The sequence below is a fragment of the Lactococcus garvieae genome, assembly GCF_016027715.1.
GTDB lineage: Bacteria > Bacillota > Bacilli > Lactobacillales > Streptococcaceae > Lactococcus > Lactococcus garvieae_A.
In genome coordinates, this window is record NZ_CP065691.1 from 417,327 (window position 1) to 431,141 (window position 13,815).

Below are 13,815 nucleotides of genomic sequence, written 5' to 3' on the forward strand. Positions count from 1 at the left end.
TAAGTTATGAAAAAAGACAATGAAAAAGACCCCCAAGTAGATGTGACCAGTGATTTTGTTCAAGATAAATTTTTTGGTAGAGGAAATTTTTTACTTAAATTACGTCAAACCTTAGTTACTCTAGTATTTTGGGTAATGATTATCCTGCCTTTATTAACTTTGATTAATTCTGTTTCCGAGTACCAAATATGGAAAAATGTTTACCGTTGGGATTGGACCGATGGAGTGCCTTTAGCGCGAGACCTCTCGATTATGATTGTGCTTTCTCTTCTTGTATTTATCTTTATTGGCGGTTTATTTTTGATGCGTAATAACCATAATTTAAAAAAAGTCTATCCTGAAAAAAAGACCTATGATGTTGAACGAGCTGCAGCACGATGTGCCCTTTTGGAAGCTGCTTATACTGAGCGATTTGGTTCACGCGAATTTCGTGAAAATATAGATTATTATTCGGTTATTCCAGAAAAGAATATGGATACAGGATTCGCTCACCAACTTTTTAATAGCGGAGGTTATCCTTATGAATGAAAATTTTTTGCAAATCTTCTTTTGGCTCCTTGTTTGCTATCCGTTGATTGGAGCAGTAGGGTGGACGGTAGGCGGTGTTTATTATCGTTATTTTTATAGAGGACGTAACCGTAAGTTCGAGCCTATTGCCGTACAAGATCAGCCTATGATTTCAATCATGATTCCAGCGCATAATGAAGAAGTGATGATTGAAGAAACAGTTGAATATTTGATGAATGATATGAATTATGAGAACTATGAAGTATTAGTTTGCGACGATGGCTCTTATGATATGACTTCGGAAATTTTGGCTTCACTGGCTTTCCGCTATCCTAATCTCCGCGTACTCCATGTTGAGAAAAATAAAGGAAAAGCTCACGCCTTTAATATCGGAATCTCATTTTGTAAAGGGGAATTTGTGCTTTCAAATGATGCAGATACTGTTCCTGAGCCTGATGCTTTGATGAAATACATGAGCTATTTTATGGATCCTGCCTATCAAAACTGTGCTGCTGTGACGGCCAATATGGATGTGCAAAATCGCTCATTTCTACTGGAAAAGTCACAAACGGTTGAATTTTCATCAATTGTAGGGATTATCAAACGCAGCCAGTTGGGATTTCTAGGCGCAATGTATGCTTATTCTGGGGCCAATACCATGTACCGCAAAGCTGCTATCTATGATGCGGGCCTTTTCCGTCAAGATAGAGCAACAGAGGATATATCTATTGCTTGGGACCATCAACTTAATGGTTGGCAAGCACTTTTTGATCCTGATATTATGTTTTATATGAATGTACCCAGTACGTTAGAGATGCTTTATAAGCAGCGAAAACGTTGGGCAAAAGGCGGGATTGAGGTTTACTTTACGAACTTTAGGAAGGTTTTCAAACATCCGATAAGACATATAAGTCAGGTTATAATGATGATTGATCAGACTGGTTCTATCCTATGGAGTTTCCTCTATTTCTTCGGCCTCTTTTATATGCTTTTCCGCTTTTTTTGGCTGACGCTTACCCAGCAGCATTTAGCCCTCTTGCATTATGTAGATATGATTTTTGTCTTTTATTCTTTCATGGCAATTGTAGGATCGTGGCAACTTTTTGCAGCGCTCATCATGGATAATCATGCAAAGAAACTCAAATATCTTTTCTTTGCGCCCATTTATATGCTATGGTATTGGCAGGTAAATACCCTGACGATTATCACCACATTTGTTCCAGCTATCAAAGCCGTCCTTGGCTTACAGGGTGAAGGGACCTGGGTCAGTCCGACACGTACTAAAATGAAAGAGTAAAAACGCTTAGCCTCAAGGTTAAGCGTTTTTTATTTATTCTAGAAAGAAATATTAGCCTCGTTTTTTCAAGTAATCAGAATAGTATTCCTTAAGAAGGTTAATAATCTGTTTACCAATCAAGTAATAATCCTCAGTCGGTAAGTTCGCCTGCGAAATCCGAAGTGTACCACTAGAGGCACCAAATCCTGTACCGTCCATGAGCACAACACCGTTTTTATCGGCCAGATTAAGCAAGAACTCTAAGTAGTCAAAGTTTTCCTCCAAATAAACACGGAATTTACGACCAAAACGAATTTCCGCTAAATGATAAATATCAACAAGAGTATAATACTTAGCATTTTCTTTAGAGTTATCTGGCTCCAACTTCATTGCTTTAAGCAAGTCTTGATATCGCTCATCGATCAGTGCATCGCAAGCTTCAAAATATGGATCAGCCTCTTTACGATGAATCAAGTGGGTGAAGGCAAAGAGAACCTCCATGATTTGTTGGGGTGTAGAAAGGCCCGCAGTATGATAAAGGCCCACTGAGCGAGAATCAGCTACGATCCGTTCAATAAAAGGCAACTCTTTGGTAATATGAGTGACGATATCATAACGTTTATCGAGTTTTTCAATATCTTCAGGATCAAGCTCAGAAATGAGACGATCAAAGACATTTTCTTCCTGCATAGCAATGAGTCCTAAACGCCATCCAGTTGCTCCGAAAAGTTTTGAGAAAGAGTAAACCAGAATAGTGTTGTATGGTACCACACTATAAACAGTTTGGAAGTCTTGAACGAACGTGCCATAGACATCATCTGTAATGATAATCAGATCTGGATTTTTTTCAACAGCACGTTTCAAAGCTTGGAGTGTTTCTTGGCTGAAGGCTTTAGAACCGGGATTTGATGGGTTAACAAGAAAGAAAGCTTTGATATCAGGATCAGATAATTTTTCAATTTCTGTTTCAGGAATACTCCAGCTATCACTTTCGTCTGAACTTATCAATGTTTCCACAAGATTGAATTCACTTAATCCTGGAAGCTGCAAGTAAGGTGTGAAAATTGGTGTATTAATAGCAATCTTATCACCGGGAACCACTAGCTTGTTACGTTTAAGTGAGTTAAAGATATAGACGATAGCAGCTGTGCCACCTTCTGTAGGGAAAATTTGTGTTTTATCTTCAAGGTGAACCCCGTTATAGAGTATTTTTTCCATAAAGCGGTTCAAAACAATTTCTGTATTTTTCAAGCAACGGCTAGGCACCGGATAGTTATTACCAATAGCACCGTCGATAAACTCTTTGATAACATCATCAATATTAAGTTTTAAATCAATTTCGACATAGTCCATGACATCGATCAAAAATTTATCAATTTCGTCGTCATCAGGCTCTAAGAAAGCTTCAAACCTTTGTCCGATACCTTTTAAAGTTGTATAACCAGCCATGTCGGCTTTTTCGATCGTACGGAGAGAGTCTTTGATCCCGAATTCAATCAAACGATTGAAAGCCAAACGTGCTTTTGTGTTAATCCAGTTAGGATTTCCACGACCAGCATTTAAAAAGATATTATCTTTTTTATTTTTTTCTGCTAGTTTTAGCATTTCAAAACTAACTTCAAATGCCCCTAAACCGGTATAATCATTAATGGTGACTTCTTTTTCCATGTCTTCCCCCAATTAAATTTATTGAACTTTTGCTATTTATTATATCATATTAAAGAAAAACAAATTGACTAGAAGAGTATCAAATGATAAAATTTACGCTTGTTTTTTGTTACAATAGAATGATGTGAGTTTTTAAAACGAGAAGAAAGAAGAAGTAAATGGAGTACGTGTTAATTTTCAGTGCTGCAGTAACCCTATACTTTGCTTTAGGCTATGTGAAAGCAACGATTAAAGGGTGGGTGCTGCCTAATAAAGTGACGTGGTTCCTTTGGGGACTCGCGCCCATGATTGCCTTTTTTGCTACACTTTCCTCCTCAGGCTTCAGTTATGGACAAATCCCCGTTTTTATGGCAGGTTTTACACCATTACTGGTGTTTGGAGCTTCATTTATCAATAAAAAATCTTTCTGGAGAATTACAAGGTTTGATGTCTCATGTGCTTTACTTTCTTTGACGACTTTATTAATTTGGTATATCACAAAAAATCCTGACTTAGCTATCTTTTTAGCGATAGTAAGCGACGCCTTAGCTGCTTTGCCAACACTCATCAAGGCATGGAGATATCCAGAAACAGAGAGTATAAGGCCATTTGCTGCGGGTATATTTACAACGGGAGTTGCTTTTATAGCAATAAACACTTGGAATTTTGCGCACTTGGCTTTTCCCGTTTACCTTGTCTTGCTTAATATCGTAATGACAATAATATTAGCCATACGAAATAAAAAAACAATAAGTAAAATCACTAGAACTTAGTATAAAAAAATAATAAATTAGACAGTAAAGAGGAAAAAGAGTGAATAAAAATAAACCAGAAGCAGCCTATATACATATCCCCTTTTGCTCCCATATTTGTTATTACTGTGATTTTGCTAAAGTGTTGATGACAGGACAGCCTGTTGAAGCTTACATTGATGAGTTGCTCAAAGAATATGACAGTTATCAGATTCGTTCTTTAAAAACACTTTACATTGGTGGAGGTACACCCAGTGTTTTACCGGCTGACCAGCTTGAAAAGTTATTGACCCATCTTACTAAAAATCTTGATTTAGATAAACTTGAAGAATTTACGGTAGAGGCTAATCCCTCGGATTTGACAGACGAGGTTATTGCCGTTTTAGCGAATTCACCCGTTAGTCGTATTTCGCTGGGTGTGCAATCTTTTGATGATAAATTATTAAAAAGAATTGGGCGAACACATACAGAAGCTCAAGTTTACACATCCATAGAACGCTTGAGAAAAGCTGGTTTTGAGAATATTACTATTGATTTGATTTATGGCTTGCCTAACCAGACAATGGAGATGGTTGAGAGTGACGTAAAAAAACTATTGGACTTGAATCTTCCTCACGTTGCCTTGTATAGCTTGATTTTAGAAGATCATACGGTGTTTATGAATCGTCAACGCCGGGGACGTTTACGTTTGCCCTCTGATGATCGCAATGCAGATATGTATGAGTATATTATTGACACTCTTACCTCTCATGGCTATATTCATTATGAAGTTTCTAATTTTGGGAAAAAAGGTTACGAGAGCAAACATAACTTGACTTACTGGGATAATGCGGAATACTATGGTATTGGAGCAGGAGCGTCGGGCTATTTAGATGGGATTCGTTATAAAAATCATGGCCCTGTTCACCACTATTTGCGTGAAAAAAATAAACGTATAAATGAAGAAGTATTGACACGAAAAGAAATGATTGAAGAAGAAATGTTCCTTGGTTTGCGTAAGAAATCAGGAGTTTCCATAGAGAGATTTCAGAAAAAATTTGGTCAAAGCTTAGAAGAAGTCTATGGAAGAGTGATTCCAGATTTGGCAAAACAACAACTCTTATTTGAAGCTGACGGACGTATTCAGATGACTGAAAAAGGTTTTGAATTAGGAAATGAAGTATTTGAACGCTTTTTACTAAATTAAGTGTGCATTTCAGAAAGATATCCATGAAATCTATGTTACAATAGTGTGAATGAAAATTGGAAAAAGTAATATGAGAAAGAAACTTACCCCGCTAGCAACAGTTATTGTGGCTGGAATTTTTACTGCTTTGGTTTTTGTTTTTGGAAGTCTGCGTTACCAAGTGCCAAACATGGCAGAAACAAAGGAAGAAAAACAAGAAACAGTAGTTGTAAATAAATCATTAGAAAATAATGCTGTGGATTTAAATAAGTTTGCGGTAGACATATCAGCTTGGCAGCGACCTGAAGATATTGACTATAACATGATGAGTCAAGAAATTATCGGAGCGATTGTCCGTGTCCAGACAGGAAAATCAAGCAAAGACAATGCAGCAGCCCTCAAGAGTGGCGAAGACCGTCAGTTTAAAACACACATTACAGAACTAAAAAAACGTGGTGTGCCTGTAGCTGTGTATGCGTATGTTAATGGTAAAAGTGTTGAGGAAATGAAAGAACAAGCGCGTTCTTTTTATGAGCGAGCACATACTTTTAAACCAACTTATTATTGGCTGGACATTGAAGAAGTGAGCATGGACGATATGAGTAAAGGTGTAGAGGCTTTTCGAACAGAGCTTGAAAGCTTGGGTGTAAAAAATATAGGTATATATGCTCAGGATTGGTTTTTGAATGACCATCAAATTGATACGAGCAACTTTACTTCCATTTGGATGGCGGATTATGGCAGAAACACTGGGATGTGGGATACTTCCCCTAAAACGACGCTTCCCTATGATATGCATCAGTTTACAGACCGTGGCCAACTTACTAGTTACGGAGGACACTTGGATTTAAATATGATTCGCACCCAAGAGCAATACGATAAAATTTTTAGAAATCCTCAATAAAGAATAAAATATACCGTGGAAGAAAATGCAGACGAGAGTCTCTTTTCTTTATGAAATTTTTGAGGTACAAAGCGCAAATAATGATACATAAGAAATAAGACAAGAGCAGGAGAAGAAATGCCAAAGAAAAAACAAACAAGAATCAAAGCCAGTGCTGGTATCCTTGGTACAATCGTGGTCCTTGGATTAGGAATACTTAAAGCAAATCCCGAGATTTTATCTACAGTTACAGGTTCTTATTCTCAGAACACACCTGCACAAAGTCAGCAACTTAAAAGCTTTAGCAAAGTTGACTTTGGGAGTATTAAAGACAAAGTTCCAACACAGTCTTTAGCTCAATCTGTTTTGACTCCGTCAATTAAAAAGAATTTAAAAGAATCTATTACTTATAATGGTACAGGGGCATTTATCGTAAACGATAATAAAACTGATCTTAATGCAAAGGTTAACAGCGCTCCTTATGTACAACTGGCCCAGCAAGACAGCTTAGGTCGTCCGAGAGTAGCAAATGCTCTGCTCAATAAGAGCAGCCGTCAGTATAAAAATCGTTCGGAAACGACAGGTTCAAATGGAAAATCAAATTCAGCAAAAATTAATCCCGTAGGTTGGCAGCAGTTGATGATTCCAGAAGGCTCATACAGTACTCTCTATAATCGTGGGCATTCAATCGGCTATGCTTTGGCTGGAAATATTAAAGGCTTTGATGCTTCTGAAGCAAATCCTCAAAATATCAGTACCCAAACAGCTTGGGCCAATCAATCAAGCAATGGAAATGATGAGAACACGGGTCAAAACTACTATGAAGGACTGGTACGTAAAGCACTTGATAAGAATAAAACAGTGCGTTATCGTGTCGAACCCCTGTATGAAGATGATGATTTAGTACCTTCTGGCACACATATGGAAGCTAAATCAAAGGATGGCAGCTTAGAATTTAATGTTTTTATTCCTAATGTACAGCCTGGAATACAAATTAATTATGCTACGGGCAAGGGCACTATGATGCAATAAATTATAAAAGAGGAAGAACTTTCCTTTTTTTATTATGCAAATGGGAAACAAAAAACGCAGAGGGATAAGCTTTCTCTCTACGTTTTTTGTTTTTATTGTTAAGTGTGTTATATTTTGTCGTACTGGTCTAAGCCATAACTTTCTATCATCTGGATAAGCTTTTCAGTATAAGCTGGATCAGTAGCATAACCTGAGGTTTGGACAGCTTGAGCAGCCTCTTTGTAATTTTGGGCAGCAAGGACGCTGGCGTATTGTTTAGGATTCCAAGTCGTTCCTTTAGTAAAAAGATAAGCATGTCCTTCTACAGACTCTTTCCAGCTGTCATATACACGGAATTTTGCTTGAATTGTAATCCACTTATTATTTTCAAATTCTTTTGTTTCGAGAGTAACGGTTGGAACATCTCCGTAAGCTTTTATTCCAAAAATATTATAATACTTAGCTGCTAAACCACTTTGGCCAAAATTACTTTCCAAAGCTGCTTGAGCGAGTGTCAATGAAGAAAGAACATTATATTTTCTTTGTGATTCTTGAGCATAAGGGGCTATTGTTCGAATAAAGTTGTATTCTGTAATAGTTTCCACTTGGGTAGCAAGTTCGGTAGCATTACGATTATCACTGGTATGGATACTTCTGAAATTCAAGAGATTCGCTGCAACAAATAAAAGAATCAAAAGTTGCACAATGAAACGAAAGATATTACGAATCATAGAAGTTTTTCGGCGATTTTTAACATATGTCATGCAACTAGTATAACAAAAAAGTAATAATCTGTGGGCAAAGATGCAAAGGATTTGTAATCTATCAAAGTTTGAAATAATAAAAAAACTCCCAGTAACTGAAGTTTTTTATTATTTATTTTCTGTTTCTTTCTTTGATAATTTGCGCCCCAAACTGAGGAACACGAAGTGTAGAAAGACGTTGAAGAAGTTTTTGACGATAGTCAGCTCTTCCTACAATCAATGTCACCTTGCTGAAGAGGTAACAAGACAGAAGCGTCACCGCAAAGTTCGGAAGCGTAAGGTAGGTCAGAAGTGAGAGGGAAAGTACGATAACATCTCCGCCAAACAAGACCTTATCAACTTTGAAACTCCATTTTTCTTCTAAGATACGTCCTAGAAGCAAAGTCCCTCCAAAAGTTCCTTCGGATATAATAACTAAGCCAGCAGCTGTACCAGATAAGATACCATCAAAAATACCAGCAAAGATAATATTTGAAAATTGTATGCCAGAGATTCCGATGCTTTCGAAAATAATCATCCAAACGCTCATAGCTGCAGCACCTGGGATGCTCAGCAAGAGTTCTCGTGAAGAGAGATACTTACGTCCAAAAGCAAAGAGTGGAACGTTAACAAGAAAGAAAGTTAAGGCAGGATTCACGCCAAAAACAAAATCCATCAATACTGAAAATCCAGCTACGCCATTACTGGCCAAACGGTTTGGAATTACAAAAAGTTGAACAGAGAGGACATAAAGCCCCACTCCGATAAGTAATATCATTAAATCACGCATAAAATGCTTATCAATTTTTACGCCTAAAAGTGTCATATATTCTCCTTAACAGATCGTCATTATTAAGGTTCCTGTGAATCTTTGAATAAAATAATTTCATATCTTTGTTATGATTCGATACAAGTTCCTTATGTTTTAGTGTTGTAACTAATATTATTACATTTAAAACTTAAGCAGACCTTGTAATATGAGAAAATAGCTACGATTTTATAGTAAATAACTACAAATTCAGACAATTCTATAAAATAATGAAGAAATTATTCCATAGTCTTTTCTATTTTAGTCTAACTTAAGAAGTGGTTTGTATAATAAACTTATTCCAAATCATACTCTTTTTTGTAACTTCCAAAGCTTTCACTCCTGTGAAGGCTTTTTTAATAAACCAAAAGTGATATAATGTAAGAATTAACCAAAAATAGAAAATGCTGCTAGAGGAGGGAAGATGAATAATAAAGAAATGGTATATGTTGAGAGTGAATTTGCACCTTTAAAACGTGTTGTTTTAGCTCAATCAGAATTTATTTTGCCCAATGAAGAACATACCAATGATGACGGCTCGTTTTTAGAGGATGATGTATTGGACATGTTTAACAATCAAGATACAAGCGGTAAAAATTATGCAGAAGTTTTCCCTGAGAGACAGAAACAATGGGAAGAAGAGCGTCGTAATCTTCAAGCCCTCTTGGAAAAATATGGTGTAGAGGTTTCACGACCTCGACTTTTGACGGACTATGAAAAAGAAAATGGCAAAATTTATGGTGCTTCAAACTTTTTTGTGCGTGATCCTTTCTTTACGATTGGTGATTCTCTTATTGAAGGATCTATGCGTTTCTTTCATCGTAGACATGAGGTTTTACCCGTAAGGGAATTACTCACCACACAAGGATATAATAGTGAGGCCTTGTATGTTTCTCTTCCTGTTGCAGATACTTCTTTAGGAGAAAATGATGAAAATGGACCTTTTCTTGAAGGTGGCGATATCTTAATTCTAAATAAAACTGTATTTGTTGGTAATTCAGGAAAAGCTAGTAATCACAATGGTTATTTGTGGCTTAAGGCTTATCTGGCACACTGGGATTACGAGGTTGTAGAGGTGAAGCTCCATCCAGATGTGCTCCACTTAGATTGTGCCCTTAGCTTGGTGAGAGAGGGCCTCATGATTGTCTGTGAGGAAGCCTTGCTCACTGGTTTACCAGAAGCTCTTAAAGCATGGGACAGGATAGATGTTCCTTTTGAAGATATTGCAAAACTAGCAATTAATGGACTGCCAATAAATGAGGAAGTTTATATCTTAGATAAAGAATTTAAGAGTATTGGAGGAGCGCTCGAGGCTAGAGGGATCAAAACAGAATATCTTGACTTCAAGATATCTCGAAGCTTGGGCGGTTCCTTCAGATGCAGTACCCAACCCTTACTTAGAAAATAACAATCCTTAAGTTTAAAACAGAAAGACAGCCTTAAGCTGTGATATAATTATCAAATGAACTACGAAAACTACATCTGGGATTTGGGTGGAACTTTACTGAACAATTATGAAAGTTCCAGCCATGCTTTTGCTGCCGCTCTTTGGCAAGAGGAAGAAAAGGTAGTCTTACACGACGATGTTTATGCTGCACTTAAAGTGTCAACAGCACATGCGGTGGAACAATATGCTGGCCATATCCCCCAATTTTTGTCTACTTATAAAAAACTAGAAGCAGAGCTATTAGAAAAGCCGATACTCTTCGAGGGGGCTGAGCCCCTTTTAAAAAATATCAAGCATCAAGGGCGTAAAAACTTTATGATTTCTCATCGAGACAAGCAAGTGCTTGATATATTACGGACAGCACATATTGACCAGTATTTTACGGAAGTAGTCACAGCAGATAATGGATTTCCACGCAAGCCTGCTCCCGATTCAATCAATTATCTATTACAAAAATATAACTTAAATCCCCAAAAAACAGTTATGATTGGTGACCGACCTTTAGATATTGAAGCGGGAAGAGCTGCTGGAGTCCATACAATTTTCTTTGACAGCCATCAAGAATACCCGAACGCGACACAAAACATCAAAAAATTATCAGATCTTATGGAGTAATTTGAACTATAATGAATACCTTTCTTATTTCTAATGAAAAAGCAATAGGACCAGGATTTGGCCTATTTAGTGCCCATCATCTTTTTGCCTTGGCCGTGCTAGCTCTTATTAGCTTTGTATTGATTCGTCTTTATGTCAGAGGAGATGAGAAGAAGCGAAAAGTACTCCGATTGTCTGTTGCTACCTTTACTGTGTTGCTTGAAATTATCAGAGACATTATCTTAGTGGTGACAAACCAATTTGAATATGCTGACCTTCCCTTTCAACTCTGTGGTCTCGGAATTTTTATAGTTTTCTATGATGCGGTCCACTCAAATAAAAGCAGCAGAGAAGTATTGTACAGCTTAACTTTACCTGGGGCATTATTTGCACTTTTAACTCCAAACTGGGTAACGAATAGTTTTGTTAACGTTTTTGTTTGGCAAAGCTTCATGATTCATTGTCTACTAGTATCTTATGTCTTAATGCGATTAATCGCTGGTGATTTTATTCCAAACTGGCGAGAACTTTGGCGTTCAGCAGCCTTTCTACTGATTGTCGTACCGATCTCTGCCTTCCTTAACCAAATATGGAATCAAAACTTTTTCTTCTTGAGAACACCTGTTCCCGGAAGTCCCCTTGAACCATTGTATAATCTATTTGGATCTTACTACATTTTGGGTATGATTTTGATTGTGTTGATCTTTTGGACAATTATTTATCTGCCATGGGTGGGCCGTAAAACCCCGAGAATGCGAATGAATTGAGTGAAAATAACAGAAAACAAAAAGTAACTTATGGTTGCTTTTTTTACTTATTATCCTACAATTATATAAACTTTTATATATCTCACTATATAGTAAAAAAAGGTAGATTGTGCTATAATTATAAGTAAGTATTTCAAAGAAATGAGATTATTTTGAACGAAGAAAATAAGGAACAAATTGAAAAATTGGTAGAAGAATATGATGCCAGTCAGATTCAAGTTTTAGAAGGACTGGAAGCTGTCCGTATGCGTCCAGGGATGTATATCGGTTCAACTTCAAAAGAAGGATTACATCACCTCGTGTGGGAGATTGTTGATAACTCAATCGACGAAGCTCTTGCTGGTTTTGCGAGCCATATTGAAGTTTTTATTGAGCCTGATAACTCCATTACAGTTATTGATGATGGGCGTGGTATTCCTGTTGATATTCAAGAAAAAACAGGACGTCCAGCCGTGGAAACTGTCTTTACTATACTTCATGCTGGAGGAAAATTCGGCGGAGGCGGATACAAAGTTTCTGGGGGACTGCATGGTGTCGGATCTTCAGTTGTTAACGCCTTGTCAACACAGTTGGATGTAACAGTCCATAAAGATGGTCAAAAATATTATCAAGAATATCATCGTGGTGTTGTCGGAGAAGATTTAGCAATCATTGGTGAATCAGATATCCGTGGAACAATGGTGCACTTTACGCCAGATCCAACGATTTTCACTGAAACACAAGTTTTTGACTATGAAAAATTAGTCACACGTGTGCGTGAGTTGGCCTTTTTGAATCGTGGACTACGTATCTCTATCACTGACAAACGTGAAGGGCAAGAAGAAAATCATGCCATGTTCCACTATGAAGGTGGGATTCAATCTTATGTTTCATTTATCAATGAAAACAAAGAGGTCATTTTTGACACACCTATCTATACTGAAGGGGAGTTAGATGGTATTACTGTAGAAGTTGCTATGCAATATACAGGTACTTACCACTCCACTATCATGTCTTTTGCAAATAATATTAATACACATGAAGGTGGAACGCACGAACAAGGCTTCCGTACAGCCCTAACCCGTGCTATTAATAACTATGCGAAAGCACAGAAACTTCTTAAAGATAATGAAGAAAATCTCACAGGGGATGATGTGCGTGAGGGATTGACTGCAGTAATTTCAGTTAAACACCCGAACCCACAATTTGAAGGTCAAACAAAAACAAAACTGGGAAATAGTGAAGTGACAGGTATCGTCAACAAACTTTTCTCTGAGGCTTTGCAAACCTTTATGCTCGAAAATCCTCAGGTAGCTAAGAAAATCGTAGAAAAAGGTATTCTAGCTAGCAAAGCGCGTATCGCTGCGAAGCGTGCGCGTGAGGTCACACGTAAAAAATCAGGCTTAGAGATTTCTAACTTACCGGGCAAACTGGCGGACTGTTCATCTAATGATCCGAAGCAAACTGAACTCTTCATCGTCGAAGGGGATTCAGCTGGTGGTTCTGCTAAATCAGGGCGTAACCGTGAATTCCAAGCCATCTTACCAATTCGTGGTAAAATCTTGAATGTCGAGAAAGCCACAATGGATAAAATCTTAGCAAATGAAGAAATTCGTTCATTGTTTACAGCGATGGGTACAGGTTTCGGTGCGGATTATGATTTATCGAAAGCGCGCTACCACAAGCTTGTTATCATGACCGATGCCGATGTCGACGGTGCGCACATTCGTACCCTCTTGCTGACACTCTTCTACCGCTATATGCGTCCCGTTGTTGAAGCAGGCTATGTGTACATTGCACAACCACCAATTTATGGGATTAAAGTTGGATCAGAAACAAAAGAGTACATCCAACCAGGCGAAAACCAAGAGCGTGAACTTAAACTTGCTCTTGAAAAATGGTCACAAGGCCGTGCCAAACCAACTGTACAGCGTTACAAAGGTTTAGGAGAAATGGATGATCATCAACTTTGGGAGACCACTATGGATCCTGAGGCCCGCTTGATGGCGCGTGTTTCTGTAGAAGATGCAGCAGAAGCAGATAAAATTTTTGATATGCTGATGGGTGATCGTGTAGAACCACGCCGTGAGTTTATTGAAGCGAATGCACAGTATTCAACTATTGACGTTTAATAAAATAAAACCCTTGTGTTTGCAAGGGTTTTGTTGTGTCTTTTTTCTTATGTTAGAGAAAAGGGGGCAAGGAATCAAATATTATTAAGAACTTCAATAACTTC

Annotated in this window: 13 protein-coding genes; 10 read left to right on the top strand and 3 right to left on the bottom strand. The window is 37.6% G+C overall.

From position 1 onward, the window contains the following. Positions 1 to 6: 6 nt before the first annotated feature. Both I6G50_RS02235 and I6G50_RS02240 read left to right on the top strand, forming a co-directional pair. Positions 7 to 528 carry a hypothetical protein gene (locus tag I6G50_RS02235; RefSeq protein ID WP_197909030.1) on the top strand — a complete coding sequence of 174 codons (522 nt, stop codon included), beginning with the start codon at positions 7 to 9 and terminating at the stop codon, positions 526 to 528. Next, complete coding sequence (locus I6G50_RS02240; protein ID WP_003135707.1) at positions 521 to 1,804, top strand: glycosyltransferase family 2 protein; 1,284 nt, start codon at positions 521 to 523, stop codon at positions 1,802 to 1,804. Before I6G50_RS02235 ends, I6G50_RS02240 begins: the two co-directional genes overlap by 8 nt. A gap of 51 nt (positions 1,805 to 1,855) precedes the next feature. Here the strand turns inward: I6G50_RS02240 and I6G50_RS02245 are convergent, their stop codons facing one another. Then, a complete protein-coding gene (locus I6G50_RS02245; protein WP_003135705.1) occupies positions 1,856 to 3,451 on the bottom strand; it encodes a bifunctional aspartate transaminase/aspartate 4-decarboxylase in 1,596 nt (531 codons plus the stop codon). A gap of 158 nt (positions 3,452 to 3,609) precedes the next feature. Between I6G50_RS02245 and I6G50_RS02250 the strand changes: the two genes are divergently transcribed. The 4 genes from I6G50_RS02250 (at position 3,610) to I6G50_RS02265 (ending at position 7,262) form a co-directional block, all read left to right on the top strand. Then, positions 3,610 to 4,203, top strand: coding sequence for a hypothetical protein (locus I6G50_RS02250; protein WP_197909031.1), 594 nt, complete (start codon positions 3,610 to 3,612; stop codon positions 4,201 to 4,203). 40 nt (positions 4,204 to 4,243) lie between these two features. Then, positions 4,244 to 5,368 (top strand): radical SAM family heme chaperone HemW, encoded by a 1,125-nt coding sequence (gene hemW / locus I6G50_RS02255; RefSeq protein ID WP_197909032.1) that lies wholly within the window; start codon positions 4,244 to 4,246, stop codon positions 5,366 to 5,368. Positions 5,369 to 5,438: 70 nt separating this feature from the next. Continuing rightward, positions 5,439 to 6,251: a glycoside hydrolase family 25 protein gene (locus I6G50_RS02260; RefSeq protein ID WP_197909033.1), complete on the top strand. Its 813-nt coding sequence runs from the start codon at positions 5,439 to 5,441 to the stop codon at positions 6,249 to 6,251. A 117-nt stretch (positions 6,252 to 6,368) separates the two neighbouring features. Next, positions 6,369 to 7,262, top strand: coding sequence for a DNA/RNA non-specific endonuclease (locus tag I6G50_RS02265; protein ID WP_197909034.1), 894 nt, complete (start codon positions 6,369 to 6,371; stop codon positions 7,260 to 7,262). A gap of 107 nt (positions 7,263 to 7,369) precedes the next feature. Here the strand turns inward: I6G50_RS02265 and I6G50_RS02270 are convergent, their stop codons facing one another. After that, complete coding sequence (locus I6G50_RS02270; RefSeq protein ID WP_003135699.1) at positions 7,370 to 8,005, bottom strand: glycoside hydrolase family 73 protein; 636 nt, start codon at positions 8,003 to 8,005, stop codon at positions 7,370 to 7,372. Positions 8,006 to 8,117: 112 nt separating this feature from the next. Further along, entirely contained in the window at positions 8,118 to 8,810 is a 693-nt protein-coding gene (locus tag I6G50_RS02275) for a YitT family protein (protein ID WP_003135698.1), read from the bottom strand. Positions 8,811 to 9,216: 406 nt separating this feature from the next. On the opposite strand from I6G50_RS02275, the gene I6G50_RS02280 reads away from it, so the two are divergent. The 4 genes from I6G50_RS02280 to gyrB all read left to right on the top strand — a co-directional run bounded on the left by I6G50_RS02280 (position 9,217) and on the right by gyrB (position 13,711). Continuing rightward, a complete protein-coding gene (locus I6G50_RS02280; protein WP_197909035.1) occupies positions 9,217 to 10,200 on the top strand; it encodes a dimethylarginine dimethylaminohydrolase family protein in 984 nt (327 codons plus the stop codon). 54 nt (positions 10,201 to 10,254) lie between these two features. Beyond that, entirely contained in the window at positions 10,255 to 10,854 is a 600-nt protein-coding gene (locus I6G50_RS02285; RefSeq protein WP_197909036.1) for an HAD family hydrolase, read from the top strand. Positions 10,855 to 10,865: 11 nt separating this feature from the next. Next, positions 10,866 to 11,600: a YwaF family protein gene (locus I6G50_RS02290; RefSeq protein ID WP_197909037.1), complete on the top strand. Its 735-nt coding sequence runs from the start codon at positions 10,866 to 10,868 to the stop codon at positions 11,598 to 11,600. A 152-nt stretch (positions 11,601 to 11,752) separates the two neighbouring features. Then, positions 11,753 to 13,711 carry a DNA topoisomerase (ATP-hydrolyzing) subunit B gene (gyrB, locus tag I6G50_RS02295; RefSeq protein ID WP_197909038.1) on the top strand — a complete coding sequence of 653 codons (1,959 nt, stop codon included), beginning with the start codon at positions 11,753 to 11,755 and terminating at the stop codon, positions 13,709 to 13,711. The last annotated feature ends 104 nt before the right edge of the window (positions 13,712 to 13,815 follow it).